This is a genomic window from Streptomyces sp. NPDC030809 (assembly GCF_055572195.1).
Window position 1 is genome coordinate 190,601 of the sequence record NZ_JBVIDV010000004.1, and the last position, 17,724, is coordinate 208,324.

The window sequence follows — 17,724 nt, forward strand, 5'->3', positions numbered from 1 at the left end:
CTCCGAGAGGAGCGGCGGGGGGCTTCTCCCGTTTCCGGTCCTCCTACGCAGCACGGGACCTGCGATGCAGCCCGTGCAGGGTGCCCGCGGCCAGGAGCAGCAGGGCCGCCCCGCCGGCCGCGAGCCCGGGGAGCAGCCCCCGGGGGCGGAAGGTGCAGGACACCTCCCGGGTGCCCGGGGCCGCCGCCACCGCGAGCAGGCCGTGGAACGCGCGCCGCGGGGCCGAGCAGTGCCAGCCGGGCACGGCGGGGGCCGCGATCACCACGGTGCCGGCGCTGCCCGCGGGCAGCACGGCCCGTACGGAGTGCCCGCCGGTGCGGACCGAGACGGCCCCCTCGGCGGTCAGCCGCCGGACGGCCGCGCCGAGGGCGGCGCGGTCCAGGCAGCCCACGGCGTCCGCGGGAGCGCTGCCGGGGCCCTCGGTGCGCAGCAGCAGGTCCACGCGCCCGGAGGCCGGGACCGGGCCGAGCCGCAGGACGCCGGTGGCCTTCCCGGCCAGGGGGCGGGATGCGGTCCCGTACCGGAGCCGGCCGGTGAGGGCGGGGGCGTACCAGTGGGCCTCGGTGCCGGGGGTGCACCGGGCGGAGAACAGGGTGCCGGCCGGGGTGCGCGGGCCGCGGACCGTGCGGGGGACCTCGTACACGGTGCTGCCGAGGACGGCCTCCTGGCGGCCCCAGACCCCGGCCGGGGAGTGCGGGGAGGCGTACGGGCGGCGGCGTACGGTCACCAGCGGGGGAGCGGGGAAGGTGCGGGCCCGCCAGCCACCGCCGGGCGCCGGGTGGACCCGGGCGCCCACCGAGAAGACCGCGTCGAGCACCGGGCTGTCGGCGCCGAAGAGGGTGCGGCCGTCGTTCTTGTAGCCGTATCCGAGGGGGGCGAGGGTCCGGAAGGCGACGGCCGGCAGGTAGCTGCTGTAGTACTGCGGGCCTTCGCCCCCCAGCGCCAGACCGTCGTTGTACGAGAGCTCCGGGCGGCCGGGGTCGGTCCGGTACGCGGGCCAGCCGTCCACCCTGCGGACGGCGGCGGCGCGGGCGCCGACCTCCGGACCGGAGGTGGGCCGGGGCCGGGCCCAGCTCTCGCGGGAGCGGCGGAGGTCGGCCGTCAGCGCGGAACCCGCGGACTCGGCGCACACGGTCGCGGCCATCAGCAGGGCCCCGGCCGCGGCCAGGCCCCGGCGCCGCCGAGGGCCGCTGCCGTGCAGCCCCAGGCAGAGGCCGAGGACCGACAGGGAACCCCCGCCGAGGACGGCGGCCCAGGTCCAGGGGGTGAAGTCGTCGGCCCCGCGCAGCAGGAAGGCGGCCGCGGCCAGGATGCCGAGGGCGGCGGCGAGCCGGGCGGGCCGGGGCCGGGCCGCCAGCCCCAACCAGGCCGTGACCACGAGCAGGGCGGCGAGCACGAAGGTCTCGCGGTACGGGTTCCCGTTGGGCACCGCCAGCCCGTGCCAGGCGTACTGGGTGGGCGGGAACTGGAAGGAGGCCGCGACCAGCACGGCCGCCGCCCCCCAGGCCAGCCGGGTGCGCCGGGCCACCGCCGGGTCGAGGAGGAAGGCCAGGGCGAGGACCAGGCCGAGGGAGGCCACGTAGAGCCGGGGGTGCCCGCCCCAGTGGTAGGAGCCGGGCAGCAGGCCCATGAGGAAGAGCGGGGTGGGCACCGGCTCGAACGCGGCGGCCCGGGTGGGCTGGGAGGCTCCGCTGGCGAGCACCGAGGGCAGCAGCAGGGGCAGGGTGAGCGCGATGCCGGTGCCCGCGGCGGCGGCCGCGCGCACGAGGGCCCGCACCTGCTGCCGGGTCCCGGCCCGCAGCAGGAACAGCCGGACCGCGAGCACGATGCCGGCGGCCGCCGTGGCCATCATCGCGGTGTAGAAGTTCCCCTGCCAGGCGAGCGCCACCAGCAGCACGGCCGAGGGCAGCCGCCGCTCCTGCACGCACCACTCGACGGCGATGCCGAGCAGCGGCAGGGACACCAGCCCCCACTGCCACATCGGGATGTACGAGGCGTCGGCGAGGGACCAGCCGCACAGCCCGTAGCAGGTGCCGAGCACGGCGCGCAGCGGGCCGGGGCCCGGGGCGAGCCGGCCCAGCCAGCAGGCCATGGTCGCGGCGGCCAGCCCCAGGGTGAGCGGGGTGAGGGCGAAGACGGCCAGGTCCACGCGGTCCCGGGGGACGAGGACGGCCGACCAGGAGAGCGGATTGCCGAGGTAGGTGTGGAAGTCCGCCAGGAACTGCTGGCCGTAGCCGGTGCGCCAGGTGAACAGCAGGTCCCCGGCGGCCCGGCCGTGCACCAGGTCCCACAGGCCCTGGTGGAAGGGCACGTACTGGTTGGCCTGGTCGTTCAGGGCCCGGGGGCGGTCGCCGAAGGGCTGCGCGCCGCGCAGGGCCCAGGCGAGGGTGAAGGAGCCGGCGGTCAGGAGGAAGGCGAGGACCGGGCCGCGAAGGGCGCGGCGGATCCGGTCGGGGTCCGGTCGGAAGGGTCCCGGGCGCGGGGCCGGCAGGGTGATCGGCTCCGGTACCACGGTCCCCAACGTGCTGCTCCCATCCGCCCGCGAGCCGCTGACCTGCGGACCCGTCCCGACCTGGACTGACCTGCTGGAACGTTTTGGTGCTTAAGAACCATTCGGCAGTTTAGGGGCGGGGCGGGCGCGGGGCCCGGAGGTCGTGCGGGGGGTCGCCGGGCGTGGGCATTTGTTTTGACCGGAGTGGATGCGATAGGTACGCTCAGACCTTGTGCCTGGGGTGTGCCTGGGCTCCTGTGCGTGTCCATCCACCGCACGCGAGCCCGCCGTGGCCGCCGCAATCTGTACGTCTCCGCGTTTCGCGGGAGCTTGCAGCATTCGACACACCCGACCGCGTGGGTCGGCGAAGTTCCAGGTTAGTTTCACCAACGGCACACAGAAACCGGAGAAGTAGTGCCTACGATCCAGCAGCTGGTCCGGAAGGGCCGGCAGGACAAGGTCGAGAAGACGAAGACGCCTGCGCTTGAGGCTTCGCCCCAGCGCCGTGGCGTCTGCACGCGTGTGTTCACGACCACCCCGAAGAAGCCGAACTCGGCGCTCCGCAAGGTCGCGCGTGTGCGTCTGACCTCCGGCATCGAGGTCACCGCTTACATTCCGGGTGAGGGACACAACCTGCAGGAGCACTCGATCGTGCTCGTGCGTGGTGGCCGTGTGAAGGACCTGCCGGGTGTTCGTTACAAGATCATCCGCGGTGCGCTTGACACCCAGGCTGTCAAGAACCGCAAGCAGGCCCGCAGCCGCTACGGCGCCAAGAAGGAGAAGTAAGAATGCCTCGTAAGGGCCCCGCCCCGAAGCGCCCGGTCATCATCGACCCGGTCTACAGCTCTCCTCTGGTCACCTCGCTGATCAACAAGATCCTCCTGGACGGCAAGCGCTCCACCGCCGAGCGCATCGTCTACGGCGCCATGGAAGGCCTCCGCGAGAAGACCGGCAACGACCCGGTCATCACGCTGAAGCGCGCGCTCGAGAACGTCAAGCCGTCCCTCGAGGTCAAGTCCCGCCGTGTCGGTGGCGCGACCTACCAGGTCCCCGTCGAGGTCAAGCCGGGTCGTCAGTCGACCCTGGCCCTCCGCTGGCTCGTGGGCTACTCCCGCGCCCGCCGCGAGAAGACCATGACCGAGCGCCTCATGAACGAGCTGCTCGACGCCTCCAACGGTCTTGGCGCTGCCGTCAAGAAGCGCGAGGACACGCACAAGATGGCCGAGTCCAACAAGGCCTTCGCGCACTACCGCTGGTAGTCGCAACCCACATCGAGACCGAGAGAAGACCGAAGCCTTATGGCTACCACTTCGCTTGACCTGGCCAAGGTGCGCAACATCGGCATCATGGCCCACATCGACGCGGGCAAGACGACCACCACCGAGCGCATCCTGTTCTACACCGGTGTGTCTTACAAGATCGGTGAGGTCCACGACGGCGCTGCCACGATGGACTGGATGGAGCAGGAGCAGGAGCGCGGCATCACGATCACGTCCGCCGCGACGACCTGCCACTGGCCGCTCGAGGACGTCGACCACACGATCAACATCATCGACACCCCGGGCCACGTGGACTTCACGGTCGAGGTGGAGCGTTCGCTCCGCGTCCTCGACGGTGCCGTCACCGTGTTCGACGGTGTTGCCGGTGTCGAGCCGCAGTCCGAGACGGTGTGGCGCCAGGCCGACCGTTACGGCGTCCCGCGCATCTGCTTCGTCAACAAGCTCGACCGCACCGGCGCCGAGTTCATGCGCTGCGTCGACATGATCAAGGACCGCCTGGGCGCGGTTCCGATCGTGATGCAGCTGCCGATCGGTGCCGAGGCCGACTTCCAGGGTGTCGTCGACCTCGTGCGCATGAAGGCGCTCGTCTGGTCCGCCGAGGCCACCAAGGGCGAGATGTACGACGTCGTCGACATCCCGGCCTCGCACACCGAGCTCGCCGAGGAATGGCGCGGCAAGCTCGTCGAGACCGTTGCCGAGAACGACGAAGAGATGATGGAGCTCTTCCTCAACGGCGACGAGCCGTCCGAGGAGCAGCTGCACGCCGCCGTGCGTCGCATCATCCTGGGCTCCGGCAAGGGCAAGGGCGAGCCCACGATCACCGCGGTGTTCTGTGGCACGGCGTTCAAGAACAAGGGCGTCCAGCCCCTGCTCGACGCCGTCGTCCGCTACCTCCCGTCCCCCCTGGACATCGAGGCCATCGAGGGCCACGACGTCAAGGACGCCGAGGTTGCCGTGAAGCGCAAGCCGTCGGACGAGGAGCCCCTCGCCGCGCTCGCGTTCAAGATCATGAGCGACCCGCACCTCGGCAAGCTCACCTTCGTCCGGGTCTACTCGGGCCGCCTGGAGGCCGGCACCTCGGTGCTGAACTCCGTCAAGGGCAAGAAGGAGCGCATCGGCAAGATCTACCGCATGCACGCGAACAAGCGTGAGGAGATCGACGCGGTGGGCGCCGGCGACATCGTCGCCGTCATGGGCCTGAAGCAGACCACCACCGGTGAGACGCTGTGCGACGAGAAGGCCCCGGTCATCCTGGAGTCCATGGACTTCCCGGCCCCGGTCATCCAGGTCGCCATCGAGCCCAAGTCCAAGGGTGACCAGGAGAAGCTGGGTGTCGCCATCCAGCGTCTCGCGGAGGAGGACCCCTCCTTCCACGTTCACTCGGACGAGGAGACGGGCCAGACCATCCTCGGCGGTATGGGCGAGCTGCACCTCGAGGTGCTGGTCGACCGTATGAAGCGCGAGTTCAAGGTCGAGGCCAACGTCGGCAAGCCGCAGGTCGCGTACCGCGAGACGATCCGCAAGGCCGTCGAGCGCATCGACTTCACCCACAAGAAGCAGACCGGTGGTACCGGTCAGTTCGCCAAGGTGCAGATCGCGATCGAGCCGATCACCGACCCCGATGGTCCGGCGTACGAGTTCGTGAACAAGGTCACCGGTGGCCGCATCCCGAAGGAGTACATCCCTTCGGTCGACGCGGGTGCGCAGGAGGCCATGCAGTTCGGCATCCTGGCGGGCTACGAGATGACCGGCGTCCGCGTCATCCTGCTCGACGGTGGCTACCACGAGGTCGACTCCTCCGAGCTCGCCTTCAAGATCGCCGGTTCGCAGGCGTTCAAGGAGGGTGCGCGCAAGGCGTCGCCCGTTCTGCTCGAGCCGATGATGGCCGTTGAGGTCACCACGCCCGAGGAGTCCATGGGCGATGTCATCGGTGACATCAACTCCCGCCGTGGCCAGATCCAGGCCATGGAGGACCGTCACGGAGCCAAGATCGTCAAGGGCCTCGTGCCGCTTTCGGAGATGTTCGGCTACGTCGGAGACCTCCGCAGCAAGACCTCGGGTCGCGCAAGCTACTCGATGCAGTTCGACTCCTACGCCGAGGTTCCCCGGAACGTCGCCGAGGAGATCATCGCGAAGGCCAAGGGCGAGTAACTCTCTCGTTTCACGCTTTAGGCTTGTCACCGGAATCCCTGGGGCAACAACGGCAACCGCTCGAGTTGCCCCGGGGGAGCCGGCATTCCAGCAAAGATCACCTGGCGCCGATGAGTAAGGCGTACAGAACCACTCCACAGGAGGACCCCAGTGGCGAAGGCGAAGTTCGAGCGGACTAAGCCGCACGTCAACATCGGCACCATCGGTCACATTGACCACGGTAAGACGACCCTCACGGCCGCCATTACCAAGGTGCTGCACGACGCGTACCCGGACCTGAACGAGGCCTCGGCCTTCGACCAGATCGACAAGGCTCCTGAGGAGCGCCAGCGCGGTATCACCATCTCCATCGCGCACGTCGAGTACCAGACCGAGGCGCGTCACTACGCCCACGTCGACTGCCCGGGTCACGCGGACTACATCAAGAACATGATCACCGGTGCCGCGCAGATGGACGGCGCCATCCTCGTGGTCGCCGCCACCGACGGCCCGATGCCGCAGACCAAGGAGCACGTGCTCCTGGCCCGCCAGGTCGGCGTTCCGTACATCGTCGTCGCCCTGAACAAGGCCGACATGGTGGACGACGAGGAGATCCTGGAGCTCGTCGAGCTCGAGGTCCGTGAGCTCCTCTCCGAGTACGACTTCCCGGGCGACGACGTTCCGGTCGTCCAGGTCTCCGCTCTGAAGGCCCTCGAGGGCGACAAGGAGTGGGGCGAGAAGCTCCTCGGCCTCATGAAGGCCGTCGACGAGGCCATCCCGACCCCGCCGCGTGAGACGGACAAGCCGTTCCTCATGCCCGTCGAGGACGTCTTCACCATCACCGGTCGCGGTACGGTCGTCACCGGCCGTATCGAGCGTGGTGTCCTGAAGGTCAACGAGACCGTTGACATCATCGGCATCAAGCCGGAGAAGACCACCACCACGGTCACCGGCATCGAGATGTTCCGCAAGCTGCTCGACGAGGGCCAGGCCGGTGAGAACGTCGGTCTGCTCCTCCGTGGCATCAAGCGCGAGGACGTCGAGCGCGGCCAGGTCATCATCAAGCCCGGTTCGGTCACCCCGCACACCGAGTTCGAGGCCGCCGCGTACATCCTGTCGAAGGACGAGGGTGGCCGTCACACCCCGTTCTTCAACAACTACCGCCCGCAGTTCTACTTCCGTACCACGGACGTGACCGGCGTCGTGACCCTCCCCGAGGGCACCGAGATGGTCATGCCGGGCGACAACACCGACATGAAGGTCGAGCTGATCCAGCCGGTCGCCATGGAGGAGGGCCTGAAGTTCGCCATCCGTGAGGGTGGTCGTACCGTGGGCGCCGGCCAGGTCACCAAGATCACGAAGTAATTCGTGCTCTGACCTGGTAGCTCTTCGGAGCAGCCAAGCATGAAGGAAGGGCCCCGGCCCGCCGCGAGAGCGGCGAGCCGGGGCCCTTCTGAATGTGAGATGGGGTACCCTCCCCCCTTGCGATTGGCGCGCCCTGCGTCATGTATGGCAAACTGTTCAAGTTGCTCGGTTGAGTACCGATGCTGCGCGCCTCCCGCCGGGAGGACCGGAAGCGAGTCCCACAGTACTCGTCGCCTTTATCTGCCTCTCGGGGCAGCAATGGGGCGGACGTACGGGAATCTTCCGGGAAGCGTCAGCGGGGTGCCGGCCAGGCACTCGGTGGGTGTTTCTCCCCCGAACCGCGGTCGTGGACCGCGCCCCCTTGAAGAGGGAATTTCCGTATGGGAATTTTCAGAGAGGGAGTGCGACACGCCCGACCGCGGGGGTCGGCGAGAAGCGGCCGAACAGGCAGCCGACCGAGTACCAGAGCGTTCCACAGAGACAAAGGACTACGAAGTAGCCATGGCGGGACAGAAGATCCGCATCCGGCTCAAGGCCTACGACCACGAGGTCATCGACTCCTCGGCGAAGAAGATCGTCGAGACGGTGACCCGCACTGGTGCGTCGGTCGCGGGCCCGGTGCCGCTGCCCACTGAGAAGAACGTGTACTGCGTCATCAAGTCGCCGCACAAGTACAAGGACTCGCGCGAGCACTTCGAGATGCGCACGCACAAGCGCCTGATCGACATCCTCGACCCGACGCCCAAGACCGTTGACTCGCTGATGCGCCTGGACCTTCCGGCCGGCGTTGACATCGAGATCAAGCTCTGAGAGGCGCGGAGAAGATGGCTAAGCAGATCAAGGGCGTCCTGGGCGAGAAGCTCGGCATGACCCAGGTCTGGGACGAGAACAACCGCATCGTCCCGGTGACCGTCGTCAAGGCCGGGCCCTGTGTCGTCACCCAGGTCCGCACCAACGACATCGACGGCTACGAGTCGGTCCAGATCGCCTTCGGCGAGATCGACCCGCGCAAGGTGAACAAGCCCCTCAAGGGCCACTTCGCCAAGGCCGACGTGACCCCGCGCCGCCACCTGGTGGAGATCCGCACCTCCGACGCCAGCGAGTACACGCTGGGCCAGGAGGTCACTGCCGAGGTGTTCGAGTCCGGCGTCAAGGTTGACGTCACGGGCACGAGCAAGGGCAAGGGCTTCGCCGGTGCCATGAAGCGCCACAACTTCCGTGGTGGCAAGGCTTCGCACGGTGCCCACCGCGTGCACCGCAAGCCCGGTTCGATCGGTGGCTGCGCCACCCCGGGCCGTGTCTTCAAGGGTATGAAGATGGCCGGCCGCATGGGTAACGACCGGGTCACCACCCAGAACCTGACCGTTCACGCCGTTGACGCGGAGAAGGGCCTGCTGCTCATCAAGGGCGCGGTTCCTGGTCCGAACGGCGGCCTCGTCCTGGTCCGCACTGCGGCCAAGGGGGCCTGAGGACTATGAGCACCATTGACATTCTGTCGCCTGCCGGCGACAAGACCGGGACCGTTGAGCTTCCGGCCGAGATCTTCGACGCCAAGGTCAGCGTTCCGCTGATCCACCAGGTCGTCGTCGCGCAGCTTGCTGCCGCCCGTCAGGGTACGCACAAGACCAAGACGCGTGGCGAGGTCCGCGGTGGTGGCAAGAAGCCGTACCGCCAGAAGGGCACCGGCCGCGCCCGTCAGGGTTCGACCCGTGCGCCGCAGTTCGCCGGCGGTGGCGTCGTGCACGGCCCCGTGCCGCGTGACTACTCGCAGCGGACCCCCAAGAAGATGAAGGCTGCCGCTCTGCGTGGCGCCCTCACCGACCGGGCCCGTCACTCCCGCATCCACGTCGTCTCCGGCGTGGTCGAGGGTGCCGCCTCCACCAAGGCCGCCAAGACGCTGTTCGGCAAGATCTCGGAGCGCAAGAACCTGCTCCTGGTCGTCGAGCGTGCCGACGAGGCCGCGTGGCTGTCCGCCCGCAACCTGCCCCAGGTGCACATCCTGGAGCCGGGCCAGCTGAACACGTACGACGTGCTCGTCTCCGACGACGTGGTCTTCACCCAGGCCGCTCTCGAGTCCTTCGTGTCTGGCCCCAAGGCCGCTGAGACCGAAGGGAACGAGGCCTGATGTCCGAGGCAACGATCACCAGCAAGACCTTCACGGACCCGCGCGACATTCTGGTTCGCCCGGTTGTCTCCGAGAAGAGCTACGCGCTGCTGGACGAGAACAAGTACACGTTCATCGTCGACCCCCGCGCCAACAAGACCCAGATCAAGCAGGCCGTCGAGGCGGTCTTCTCGGTCAAGGTCGCCGGGGTGAACACGATCAACCGCCAGGGCAAGCGCAAGCGCACCCGCACCGGTTTCGGTAAGCGCGCCAACACCAAGCGCGCCATCGTGACCCTTGCCGAGGGCGACCGTATCGACATCTTCGGCCAGGCCTCCTAACGGAGCGCCCTGGTCCGAATATCGGACGAGGACTGAGAAATGGGTATCCGCAAGTACAAGCCGACGACTCCGGGCCGTCGTGGCTCCAGCGTCGCCGACTTTGTCGAGATCACGCGGTCCACGCCGGAGAAGTCGCTGGTCCGTCCCCTGCACAGCAAGGGCGGCCGTAACAACGCCGGTCGTGTGACCGTTCGCCACCAGGGTGGCGGACACAAGCGCGCCTACCGTGTGATCGACTTCCGTCGTCACGACAAGGACGGCGTGCCGGCCAAGGTCGCGCACATCGAGTACGACCCCAACCGCACCGCGCGCATCGCGCTCCTGCACTACGCGGACGGCGAGAAGCGCTACATCATCGCCCCGCGTGGCCTGAACCAGGGCGACCGGATTGAGAACGGCCCCACGGCCGACATCAAGCCCGGCAACAACCTGGCGCTGCGCAACATCCCGGTCGGTACGACCATCCACGCCATCGAGCTGCGGCCCGGCGGCGGCGCGAAGTTCGCCCGTTCCGCGGGTGCCTCCGTGCAGCTGCTGGCGAAGGAAGGTGCCATGGCGCACCTCCGTATGCCGTCCGGCGAGATCCGCCTGGTCGACGTTCGCTGCCGCGCCACCATCGGCGAGGTCGGCAACGCCGAGCAGTCGAACATCAACTGGGGCAAGGCCGGCCGCATGCGCTGGAAGGGCGTCCGCCCGACCGTCCGCGGTGTCGCGATGAACCCGGTTGACCACCCGCACGGTGGTGGTGAGGGCAAGACCTCCGGTGGTCGCCACCCGGTCTCCCCGTGGGGTCAGAAGGAGGGTCGTACTCGTTCGCCGAAGAAGGCTTCGAACAAGTACATCGTCCGCCGCCGCAAGACGAACAAGAAGCGCTAGGAGCGGGTTTAGATGCCGCGCAGTCTCAAGAAGGGGCCCTTCGTCGACGACCACCTCATCAAGAAGGTGGACGCCCAGAACGAAGCCGGCACCAAGAACGTCATCAAGACCTGGTCCCGTCGCTCGATGATCATCCCGGCCATGCTGGGCCACACGATCGCGGTGCACAACGGCAAGACCCATGTCCCGGTGTTCGTCACCGAGTCCATGGTCGGCCACAAGCTCGGCGAGTTCTCGCCGACTCGCACCTTCCGCGGCCACGTCAAGGACGACCGGAAGTCGAAGCGCCGCTAATCGCGGGGTGGGAACGACTATGACTTACACCGAAGGGACAACCATGGAAGCCAGGGCCCAGGCGCGGTACATCCGCGTCACGCCCATGAAGGCCCGCCGTGTGGTGGACCTCATCCGTGGCATGGACGCCACGGAGGCCCAGGCGGTCCTGCGTTTCGCCCCGCAGGCCGCGTCTGTGCCGGTCGGCAAGGTGCTTGACAGCGCCATCGCCAACGCCGCGCACAACTACAACCACACGGACGCCTCCTCGCTGTTCATCAGCGAGGCGTTTGTTGACGAGGGCCCGACCCTGAAGCGGTTCCGTCCGCGCGCCCAGGGCCGTGCCTACCGGATCCGCAAGCGGACCTCCCACATCACCGTGGTCGTCAGCAGCAAGGAAGGAACCCGGTAATGGGCCAGAAGGTAAACCCGCACGGGTTCCGGCTCGGCATCACCACCGACTTCAAGTCGCGTTGGTACGCCGACAAGCTGTACAAGGACTACGTCAAGGAAGACGTCGCCATCCGTCGGATGATGACGTCCGGCATGGAGCGCGCCGGCATCTCGAAGGTTGAGATCGAGCGCACCCGTGACCGTGTCCGCGTGGACATCCACACCGCCCGCCCGGGCATCGTCATCGGCCGCCGCGGCGCCGAGGCCGACCGCATCCGCGGCGACCTCGAGAAGCTCACCGGCAAGCAGGTGCAGCTGAACATCCTCGAGGTCAAGAACCCCGAGGTCGACGCTCAGCTCGTCGCCCAGGCCGTTGCCGAGCAGCTGTCCTCCCGCGTCTCCTTCCGTCGGGCCATGCGCAAGAGCATGCAGTCCGCCATGAAGGCCGGCGCCAAGGGCATCAAGATCCAGTGTGGCGGCCGTCTCGGCGGCGCCGAGATGTCCCGCTCGGAGTTCTACCGCGAGGGTCGTGTGCCGCTGCACACGCTGCGCGCGAACGTCGAGTACGGCTTCTTCGAGGCCAAGACCACCTTCGGCCGCATCGGCGTGAAGGTCTGGATCTACAAGGGCGACGTCAAGAACATCGCCGAGGTCCGCGCCGAGAACGCTGCGGCCCGTGCGGGCAACCGCCCGGCCCGTGGTGGCGCTGACCGCCCCGCCGGCCGTGGTGGCCGCGGTGGCGAGCGTGGCGGCCGTGGTGGCCGCAAGCCGCAGCAGGCTGCTGCGACCGAGGCCCCCAAGGCCGAGGCCGCTGCCGCCGCTCCGGCCGAGAGCACCGGAACGGAGGCCTGACCGACATGCTGATCCCTCGTAGGGTCAAGCACCGCAAGCAGCACCACCCCAAGCGCCGTGGTATGGCCAAGGGTGGCACTGAGGTGGCATTCGGCGAGTACGGCATCCAGGCGCTGACCCCGGCGTACGTGACCAACCGCCAGATCGAGTCCGCTCGTATCGCCATGACCCGCCACATCAAGCGTGGCGGCAAGGTCTGGATCAACATCTACCCGGACCGCCCGCTCACGAAGAAGCCTGCCGAGACCCGCATGGGTTCCGGTAAGGGTTCCCCGGAGTGGTGGATCGCGAACGTGCACCCGGGTCGGGTCATGTTCGAGCTGTCCTACCCGAACGAGAAGATTGCGCGTGAGGCTCTGACTCGTGCGGCCCACAAGCTGCCGATGAAGTGCCGGATCGTCAAGCGCGAGGCAGGTGAGTCGTGATGGCGGCCGGTACCAAGGCGTCGGAGCTGCGCGAGCTGGGCAACGAGGAGCTCGTTGCCAAGCTGCGTGAGGCCAAGGAGGAGCTGTTCAAGCTCCGTTTCCAGGCGGCCACGGGTCAGCTGGAGAACAACGGCCGGCTCAAGTCCGTCCGTAAGGACATCGCTCGCATCTACACCCTGATGCACGAGCGTGAGCTCGGTATCGAGACGGTGGAGAACGCCTGATGAGCGAGAACAACGTGACTGAGAACACCGAGCGCGGTTTCCGCAAGACCCGTGAGGGTCTGGTCGTCAGCGACAAGATGGACAAGACCGTCGTCGTCGCCGTCGAGGACCGCGTCAAGCACGCGCTGTACGGCAAGGTCATCCGCCGTACCAACAAGCTCAAGGCGCACGACGAGGCCAACGCCGCGGGCATCGGCGACCGCGTTCTCCTCATGGAGACGCGTCCGCTGTCCGCGACCAAGCGGTGGCGTGTCGTCGAGATCCTCGAGAAGGCCAAGTAATTAACCTGAGGGGTTTCCCTCAGGTCAGTTCCGCCAGGCTCGGCAGGGGCTGAGAGATCAGCCCCTGCCGGGAACCGGCAGACAAACAGGAGATAGACGTGATCCAGCAGGAGTCGCGGCTTCGCGTCGCCGACAACACTGGTGCCAAGGAGATCCTTTGCATCCGTGTTCTCGGTGGCTCGGGCCGCCGCTACGCGGGCATCGGTGACGTCATCGTCGCCACCGTCAAGGACGCGATCCCCGGTGGCAACGTGAAGAAGGGTGACGTCGTCAAGGCGGTCATCGTTCGCACCGTCAAGGAGCGCCGCCGCCAGGACGGCTCGTACATCCGCTTTGACGAGAACGCCGCCGTCATTCTGAAGAACGACGGCGACCCTCGCGGCACCCGCATCTTCGGCCCGGTCGGGCGTGAGCTGCGCGAGAAGAAGTTCATGAAGATCATCTCGCTCGCGCCGGAGGTGCTGTAAGCATGAAGATCAAGAAGGGCGACCTGGTCCAGGTCATCACCGGTAAGGACAAGGGCAAGCAGGGCAAGGTCATCCAGGCCCTGCCGGCTGAGAACCGCGTCCTCGTCGAGGGTGTCAACCGGGTCAAGAAGCACACCAAGGCCGCGCAGAACCAGGCCGGTGGCATCGTGATCACCGAGGCCCCCATCCACGTCAGCAACGTTCAGCTGGTTGTGGAGAAGGACGGCAAGAAGGTCGTCACCCGCGTCGGTTACCGCTTCGACGACGAGGGCAACAAGATCCGCGTTGCCAAGCGCACGGGTGAGGACATCTGATGGCTACCACTCCGCGTCTGAAGACGAAGTACCGCGAGGAGATCGCGGGCAAGCTGCGTGAGGAGTTCTCCTACGAGAACGTCATGCAGATCCCCGGCCTCGTGAAGATCGTGGTCAACATGGGTGTGGGCGACGCCGCCCGCGACTCCAAGCTGATCGAGGGTGCCATCAAGGACCTCACCACGATCACCGGTCAGAAGCCGGCCGTCACCAAGGCCCGCAAGTCCATCGCGCAGTTCAAGCTGCGTGAGGGCCAGCCGATCGGTGCCCACGTCACCCTCCGTGGCGACCGCATGTGGGAGTTCCTGGACCGCACCCTGTCGCTCGCGCTGCCGCGCATCCGCGACTTCCGCGGCCTGTCCCCGAAGCAGTTCGACGGCCGGGGCAACTACACCTTCGGTCTCACGGAGCAGGTCATGTTCCACGAGATCGACCAGGACAAGATCGACCGTGTCCGGGGTATGGACATCACCGTGGTGACCACGGCGACCAACGACGACGAGGGCCGTGCCCTCCTTCGTCACCTCGGCTTCCCGTTCAAGGAGGCGTAAGCGAGATGGCGAAGAAGGCTCTCATCGCGAAGGCTGCCCGCAAGCCCAAGTTCGGCGTGCGCGCGTACACCCGCTGCCAGCGCTGCGGTCGTCCGCACTCCGTGTACCGCAAGTTCGGCCTGTGCCGCGTGTGCCTTCGTGAGATGGCTCACCGTGGCGAGCTGCCGGGCGTGACCAAGAGCTCCTGGTAAACCCGCACACCCTTTGGGTGTTGAGGTTTTCCAGACGCTCTCGGTAAGCATCAGGTCGGCGGACCGCCCATCCCGCATGCCGTAGGCTTGTGGGGTTGGGCGTCCGCCGCCCTACCGACTTACTACGCCGTAGGTCCCCGCGCCGCACCCGTCCCGCCTCTGTGTGGGGAGAGGGATGGCGCATACAGGAAACCCCGGCGAGAGAGGCCGAAGGCCGATTCATGACCATGACTGACCCCATCGCAGACATGCTGACTCGTCTGCGTAACGCAAACTCGGCGTACCACGACCAGGTCGTGATGCCGCACAGCAAGATCAAGTCGCACATCGCGGAAATCCTCAAGCAGGAGGGTTTCATCACCGGCTGGAAGGTCGAGGACGCCGAGGTTGGCAAGAACCTCGTCCTCGAGCTGAAGTTCGGTCCGAACCGCGAGCGCTCGATCGCCGGCATCAAGCGCATCTCGAAGCCGGGTCTGCGCGTGTACGCGAAGTCCACCAACCTGCCGAAGGTTCTCGGCGGCCTGGGCGTGGCGATCATCTCCACGTCCCACGGTCTCCTGACCGGCCAGCAGGCGCAGAAGAAGGGCGTGGGTGGGGAAGTCCTCGCCTACGTCTGGTAGTCGGGAACGGAGGAAAAGCTATGTCTCGCATTGGCAAGCTCCCCATCCCGGTTCCCGCCGGCGTGGACGTCACCATCGAGGGCCGCACGGTCACCGTCAAGGGCTCCAAGGGCTCCCTGACGCACACCGTTGCCGCTCCGATCGAGATCGTTAAGGGCGAGGACGGCGTTCTGAACGTCACCCGCCCGAACGACGAGCGTCAGAACAAGGCCCTCCACGGCCTGTCCCGCACGCTGGTGGCCAACATGATCACCGGTGTGACCACGGGATACACCAAGGCGCTCGAGATCAGCGGTGTCGGTTACCGCGTTGCCGCGAAGGGCTCCGACCTGGAGTTCCAGCTCGGCTACAGCCACCCGATCCTGGTGGAGGCGCCCGAGGGCATCTCCTTCAAGGTCGAGTCGCCGACCAAGTTCTCGGTCGAGGGCATCGACAAGCAGAAGGTCGGCGAGGTCGCCGCCAACATCCGCAAGCTGCGGAAGCCCGACCCGTACAAGGCCAAGGGTGTCAAGTACGCGGGCGAGGTCATCCGCCGCAAGGTCGGAAAGGCTGGTAAGTAAAGCCATGGCATACGGTGTGAAGATCGCCAAGGGCGACGCTTACAAGCGCGCTGCGAAGGCGCGCCGCCACATCCGCATCCGCAAGAACATGTCGGGTACGGCGGAGCGTCCGCGCCTCGTCGTGACGCGTTCGAACCGCGGCATCACCGCGCAGGTCATCGACGACCTCAAGGGCCACACCCTGGCGTCGGCGTCCCACCTGGACGCTTCGATCCGCGGTGGCGAGGGCGACAAGTCCGCGCAGGCCAAGCAGGTCGGCGCCCTGGTCGCCGAGCGCGCCAAGGCCGCCGGTGTCGAGGCCGTCGTGTTCGACCGTGGTGGCAACAGGTACGCCGGGCGCATTGCCGCTCTGGCTGACGCCGCCCGCGAAGCCGGGCTGAAGTTCTAAGCCCCGGTTCCGGGACTAACGGACGTAACAGAGAGAGGTAATCCAATGGCTGGACCCCAGCGCCGCGGCAGCGGTGCCGGTGGCGGCGAGCGGCGGGACCGGAAGGGTCGCGACGGTGGCGCTGCTGCCGCCGAGAAGACCGCGTACGTTGAGCGCGTTGTCGCGATCAACCGCGTCGCCAAGGTTGTCAAGGGTGGTCGTCGTTTCTCCTTCACCGCGCTCGTCGTGGTGGGTGACGGTGACGGCACCGTAGGTGTCGGCTACGGCAAGGCCAAGGAGGTGCCGGCCGCCATCGCCAAGGGTGTTGAGGAGGCCAAGAAGCACTTCTTCAAGGTCCCCCGTATCCAGGGCACCATCCCCCACCCGATCCAGGGTGAGAAGGCGGCGGGCGTCGTCCTGCTGAAGCCTGCTTCCCCCGGTACCGGTGTTATCGCCGGTGGCCCGGTGCGCGCCGTCCTGGAGTGCGCCGGCGTTCACGACATCCTGTCGAAGTCGCTCGGCTCCGACAACGCGATCAACATCGTGCACGCGACCGTGGAGGCCCTGAAGGGCCTGCAGCGTCCCGAGGAGATCGCGGCTCGCCGTGGTCTGCCGCTCGAGGACGTCGCCCCCGCGGCTCTGCTTCGTGCGCGTGCGGGAGCGGGTGCGTAATGGCTCGCCTCAAGATCACGCAGACGAAGTCGTACATCGGCAGCAAGCAGAACCACCGCGACACCCTTCGTTCGCTCGGGCTCAAGCGCCTGAACGACGTGGTCGTCAAGGAGGACCGCCCCGAGTTCCGCGGCATGGTGCACACCGTCCGCCACCTCGTGACGGTTGAGGAGGTCGACTGATCATGGCGGAGAACAACCCGCTCAAGATCCACAACCTCCGTCCCGCCCCGGGCGCCAAGACCGCCAAGACCCGCGTGGGTCGTGGTGAGGCGTCCAAGGGTAAGACGGCCGGTCGTGGTACCAAGGGCACCAAGGCCCGTTACCAGGTTCCGGAGCGCTTCGAGGGTGGGCAGATGCCCCTCCACATGCGCCTCCCGAAGCTCAAGGGCTTCAAGAACCCGTTCCGCACGGAGTACCAGGTCGTGAACCTGGCCAAGCTGGCCGAGCTCTACCCCGAGGGTGGAGAGGTCACCGTGGCCGGTCTCGTCGAGCGCGGTGCCGTGCGCAAGAACAGCCTCGTCAAGGTCCTGGGCCAGGGCGAGATCTCCGTGGCGCTGCAGGTTTCGGTTGACGCCGTCTCCGGCTCCGCCAAGGAGAAGATTGCCGCCGCCGGCGGCACCGTCACCGAGCTCGTCTGATTCCGGACACCCTCGGCTGACAAGCCTTTGTGAAGCCCGGCCGGTACCCCTTTCGGGGGGTGCCGGCCGGGCTTCCGGCGTTTGCGCGGGCTCCGGGCGGCCTGGCGGAGGAGGGCCCTCCGGGCTGTGATTCCCGTCGGTCGTACCCGTCGAAAGCCGTACGGTCCGGGGCAAGCTCCCCCTTGGCGCAGACGGGATGTTTCACGGTTGCGTGGCTGCCGGGTAAGGTGGCGTTGCTAATCTCCAGGCAGTCTGCACCCTCGACCAGTGTGCGGCTGCCTCTCTGTCACCGCCGACTTACACCAAA

26 protein-coding genes are annotated in these 17,724 nt (G+C 67.5%); 25 read left to right on the plus strand and 1 reads right to left on the minus strand.

Going from position 1 to position 17,724, the window contains the following annotated elements; translation table 11 throughout:
• Positions 1–43 precede the first annotated feature (43 nt).
• Entirely contained in the window at positions 44–2,512 is a 2,469-nt protein-coding gene (locus ACZ407_RS07550; protein ID WP_468126571.1) for a YfhO family protein, read from the minus strand.
• A gap of 393 nt (positions 2,513–2,905) precedes the next feature.
• Here ACZ407_RS07550 and rpsL point away from each other — a divergent pair, with 393 nt between their 5' ends.
• The 25 genes from rpsL to rplO all read left to right on the plus strand — a co-directional run bounded on the left by rpsL (position 2,906) and on the right by rplO (position 17,417).
• Complete coding sequence (rpsL, locus tag ACZ407_RS07555) at positions 2,906–3,277, plus strand: 30S ribosomal protein S12 (RefSeq protein WP_007265893.1); 372 nt, start codon at positions 2,906–2,908, stop codon at positions 3,275–3,277.
• Between the two features lie 2 nt (positions 3,278–3,279).
• On the plus strand, positions 3,280–3,750 hold the full coding sequence (gene rpsG / locus ACZ407_RS07560; RefSeq protein WP_053731192.1) for a 30S ribosomal protein S7: 471 nt from the start codon (positions 3,280–3,282) through the stop codon (positions 3,748–3,750).
• Between the two features lie 39 nt (positions 3,751–3,789).
• On the plus strand, positions 3,790–5,922 hold the full coding sequence (fusA, locus tag ACZ407_RS07565; protein ID WP_468126315.1) for an elongation factor G: 2,133 nt from the start codon (positions 3,790–3,792) through the stop codon (positions 5,920–5,922).
• Between the two features lie 150 nt (positions 5,923–6,072).
• Complete coding sequence (gene tuf / locus ACZ407_RS07570) at positions 6,073–7,266, plus strand: elongation factor Tu (RefSeq protein WP_468126316.1); 1,194 nt, start codon at positions 6,073–6,075, stop codon at positions 7,264–7,266.
• A gap of 501 nt (positions 7,267–7,767) precedes the next feature.
• The gene (rpsJ, locus tag ACZ407_RS07575) at positions 7,768–8,076 is read left to right on the plus strand and encodes a 30S ribosomal protein S10 (protein ID WP_003948644.1); all 309 of its coding nucleotides are present in this window, start codon (positions 7,768–7,770) and stop codon (positions 8,074–8,076) included.
• A 14-nt stretch (positions 8,077–8,090) separates the two neighbouring features.
• The gene (gene rplC, locus ACZ407_RS07580) at positions 8,091–8,735 is read left to right on the plus strand and encodes a 50S ribosomal protein L3 (protein ID WP_468126318.1); all 645 of its coding nucleotides are present in this window, start codon (positions 8,091–8,093) and stop codon (positions 8,733–8,735) included.
• 5 nt (positions 8,736–8,740) lie between these two features.
• Entirely contained in the window at positions 8,741–9,391 is a 651-nt protein-coding gene (gene rplD, locus ACZ407_RS07585) for a 50S ribosomal protein L4 (RefSeq protein WP_468126320.1), read from the plus strand.
• Positions 9,391–9,711 (plus strand): 50S ribosomal protein L23, encoded by a 321-nt coding sequence (gene rplW, locus ACZ407_RS07590; protein WP_125642234.1) that lies wholly within the window; start codon positions 9,391–9,393, stop codon positions 9,709–9,711. The genes rplD and rplW overlap by 1 nt, the downstream gene beginning before the upstream one ends.
• Positions 9,712–9,750: 39 nt before the next feature.
• Positions 9,751–10,587, plus strand: coding sequence for a 50S ribosomal protein L2 (rplB, locus tag ACZ407_RS07595; protein WP_393574707.1), 837 nt, complete (start codon positions 9,751–9,753; stop codon positions 10,585–10,587).
• 12 nt (positions 10,588–10,599) lie between these two features.
• Positions 10,600–10,881, plus strand: coding sequence for a 30S ribosomal protein S19 (gene rpsS, locus ACZ407_RS07600; RefSeq protein ID WP_166628878.1), 282 nt, complete (start codon positions 10,600–10,602; stop codon positions 10,879–10,881).
• A 43-nt stretch (positions 10,882–10,924) separates the two neighbouring features.
• Positions 10,925–11,272, plus strand: a complete 348-nt coding sequence (gene rplV, locus ACZ407_RS07605) for a 50S ribosomal protein L22 (protein ID WP_030201575.1) — start codon at positions 10,925–10,927, stop codon at positions 11,270–11,272.
• Positions 11,272–12,105: a 30S ribosomal protein S3 gene (gene rpsC / locus ACZ407_RS07610; RefSeq protein ID WP_219664737.1), complete on the plus strand. Its 834-nt coding sequence runs from the start codon at positions 11,272–11,274 to the stop codon at positions 12,103–12,105. The genes rplV and rpsC overlap by 1 nt, the downstream gene beginning before the upstream one ends.
• Before the next feature lie 5 nt (positions 12,106–12,110).
• Positions 12,111–12,530 (plus strand): 50S ribosomal protein L16, encoded by a 420-nt coding sequence (gene rplP / locus ACZ407_RS07615; RefSeq protein ID WP_352193895.1) that lies wholly within the window; start codon positions 12,111–12,113, stop codon positions 12,528–12,530.
• A complete protein-coding gene (rpmC, locus tag ACZ407_RS07620; RefSeq protein WP_114053741.1) occupies positions 12,530–12,754 on the plus strand; it encodes a 50S ribosomal protein L29 in 225 nt (74 codons plus the stop codon). The genes rplP and rpmC overlap by 1 nt, the downstream gene beginning before the upstream one ends.
• Positions 12,754–13,035 carry a 30S ribosomal protein S17 gene (gene rpsQ, locus ACZ407_RS07625; RefSeq protein ID WP_468126323.1) on the plus strand — a complete coding sequence of 94 codons (282 nt, stop codon included), beginning with the start codon at positions 12,754–12,756 and terminating at the stop codon, positions 13,033–13,035. The genes rpmC and rpsQ overlap by 1 nt, the downstream gene beginning before the upstream one ends.
• Positions 13,036–13,133: 98 nt before the next feature.
• Positions 13,134–13,502 carry a 50S ribosomal protein L14 gene (gene rplN, locus ACZ407_RS07630; RefSeq protein ID WP_003956455.1) on the plus strand — a complete coding sequence of 123 codons (369 nt, stop codon included), beginning with the start codon at positions 13,134–13,136 and terminating at the stop codon, positions 13,500–13,502.
• Between the two features lie 2 nt (positions 13,503–13,504).
• Complete coding sequence (rplX, locus tag ACZ407_RS07635) at positions 13,505–13,816, plus strand: 50S ribosomal protein L24 (protein WP_468126325.1); 312 nt, start codon at positions 13,505–13,507, stop codon at positions 13,814–13,816.
• Entirely contained in the window at positions 13,816–14,367 is a 552-nt protein-coding gene (gene rplE, locus ACZ407_RS07640) for a 50S ribosomal protein L5 (protein WP_352193892.1), read from the plus strand. The genes rplX and rplE overlap by 1 nt, the downstream gene beginning before the upstream one ends.
• 5 nt (positions 14,368–14,372) lie before the next feature.
• A complete protein-coding gene (locus ACZ407_RS07645) occupies positions 14,373–14,558 on the plus strand; it encodes a type Z 30S ribosomal protein S14 (protein WP_003956452.1) in 186 nt (61 codons plus the stop codon).
• Between the two features lie 221 nt (positions 14,559–14,779).
• On the plus strand, positions 14,780–15,178 hold the full coding sequence (rpsH, locus tag ACZ407_RS07650; protein WP_079429302.1) for a 30S ribosomal protein S8: 399 nt from the start codon (positions 14,780–14,782) through the stop codon (positions 15,176–15,178).
• 20 nt (positions 15,179–15,198) lie between these two features.
• Complete coding sequence (gene rplF / locus ACZ407_RS07655) at positions 15,199–15,738, plus strand: 50S ribosomal protein L6 (protein ID WP_468126327.1); 540 nt, start codon at positions 15,199–15,201, stop codon at positions 15,736–15,738.
• A gap of 4 nt (positions 15,739–15,742) precedes the next feature.
• The gene (gene rplR / locus ACZ407_RS07660; protein ID WP_468126329.1) at positions 15,743–16,126 is read left to right on the plus strand and encodes a 50S ribosomal protein L18; all 384 of its coding nucleotides are present in this window, start codon (positions 15,743–15,745) and stop codon (positions 16,124–16,126) included.
• A gap of 45 nt (positions 16,127–16,171) precedes the next feature.
• Positions 16,172–16,777, plus strand: a complete 606-nt coding sequence (gene rpsE / locus ACZ407_RS07665) for a 30S ribosomal protein S5 (RefSeq protein WP_030201551.1) — start codon at positions 16,172–16,174, stop codon at positions 16,775–16,777.
• Positions 16,777–16,959, plus strand: coding sequence for a 50S ribosomal protein L30 (gene rpmD, locus ACZ407_RS07670; protein ID WP_005313525.1), 183 nt, complete (start codon positions 16,777–16,779; stop codon positions 16,957–16,959). Before rpsE ends, rpmD begins: the two co-directional genes overlap by 1 nt.
• A gap of 2 nt (positions 16,960–16,961) precedes the next feature.
• A complete protein-coding gene (rplO, locus tag ACZ407_RS07675) occupies positions 16,962–17,417 on the plus strand; it encodes a 50S ribosomal protein L15 (RefSeq protein WP_226734101.1) in 456 nt (151 codons plus the stop codon).
• Positions 17,418–17,724 lie beyond the last annotated feature (307 nt).

Bases quoted from the DNA above. Each gene is read 5' to 3' on its own strand.
- rpsG (WP_053731192.1), top strand. From the start codon at position 3,280: ATGCCTCGTAAGGGCCCCGCCCCGAAGCGCCCGGTCATCATCGACCCG.
- fusA (WP_468126315.1), top strand. From the start codon at position 3,790: ATGGCTACCACTTCGCTTGACCTGGCCAAGGTGCGCAACATCGGCATC.
- rpsJ (WP_003948644.1), top strand. From the start codon at position 7,768: ATGGCGGGACAGAAGATCCGCATCCGGCTCAAGGCCTACGACCACGAG.
- rplC (WP_468126318.1), top strand. From the start codon at position 8,091: ATGGCTAAGCAGATCAAGGGCGTCCTGGGCGAGAAGCTCGGCATGACC.
- rplD (WP_468126320.1), top strand. From the start codon at position 8,741: ATGAGCACCATTGACATTCTGTCGCCTGCCGGCGACAAGACCGGGACC.
- rplW (WP_125642234.1), top strand. From the start codon at position 9,391: ATGTCCGAGGCAACGATCACCAGCAAGACCTTCACGGACCCGCGCGAC.
- rplB (WP_393574707.1), top strand. From the start codon at position 9,751: ATGGGTATCCGCAAGTACAAGCCGACGACTCCGGGCCGTCGTGGCTCC.
- rpsS (WP_166628878.1), top strand. From the start codon at position 10,600: ATGCCGCGCAGTCTCAAGAAGGGGCCCTTCGTCGACGACCACCTCATC.
- rplV (WP_030201575.1), top strand. From the start codon at position 10,925: ATGGAAGCCAGGGCCCAGGCGCGGTACATCCGCGTCACGCCCATGAAG.
- rpsC (WP_219664737.1), top strand. From the start codon at position 11,272: ATGGGCCAGAAGGTAAACCCGCACGGGTTCCGGCTCGGCATCACCACC.
- rplP (WP_352193895.1), top strand. From the start codon at position 12,111: ATGCTGATCCCTCGTAGGGTCAAGCACCGCAAGCAGCACCACCCCAAG.
- rpmC (WP_114053741.1), top strand. From the start codon at position 12,530: ATGGCGGCCGGTACCAAGGCGTCGGAGCTGCGCGAGCTGGGCAACGAG.
- rpsQ (WP_468126323.1), top strand. From the start codon at position 12,754: ATGAGCGAGAACAACGTGACTGAGAACACCGAGCGCGGTTTCCGCAAG.
- rplX (WP_468126325.1), top strand. From the start codon at position 13,505: ATGAAGATCAAGAAGGGCGACCTGGTCCAGGTCATCACCGGTAAGGAC.
- rplE (WP_352193892.1), top strand. From the start codon at position 13,816: ATGGCTACCACTCCGCGTCTGAAGACGAAGTACCGCGAGGAGATCGCG.
- ACZ407_RS07645 (WP_003956452.1), top strand. From the start codon at position 14,373: ATGGCGAAGAAGGCTCTCATCGCGAAGGCTGCCCGCAAGCCCAAGTTC.
- rpsH (WP_079429302.1), top strand. From the start codon at position 14,780: ATGACCATGACTGACCCCATCGCAGACATGCTGACTCGTCTGCGTAAC.
- rplF (WP_468126327.1), top strand. From the start codon at position 15,199: ATGTCTCGCATTGGCAAGCTCCCCATCCCGGTTCCCGCCGGCGTGGAC.
- rplR (WP_468126329.1), top strand. From the start codon at position 15,743: ATGGCATACGGTGTGAAGATCGCCAAGGGCGACGCTTACAAGCGCGCT.
- rpsE (WP_030201551.1), top strand. From the start codon at position 16,172: ATGGCTGGACCCCAGCGCCGCGGCAGCGGTGCCGGTGGCGGCGAGCGG.
- rpmD (WP_005313525.1), top strand. From the start codon at position 16,777: ATGGCTCGCCTCAAGATCACGCAGACGAAGTCGTACATCGGCAGCAAG.
- rplO (WP_226734101.1), top strand. From the start codon at position 16,962: ATGGCGGAGAACAACCCGCTCAAGATCCACAACCTCCGTCCCGCCCCG.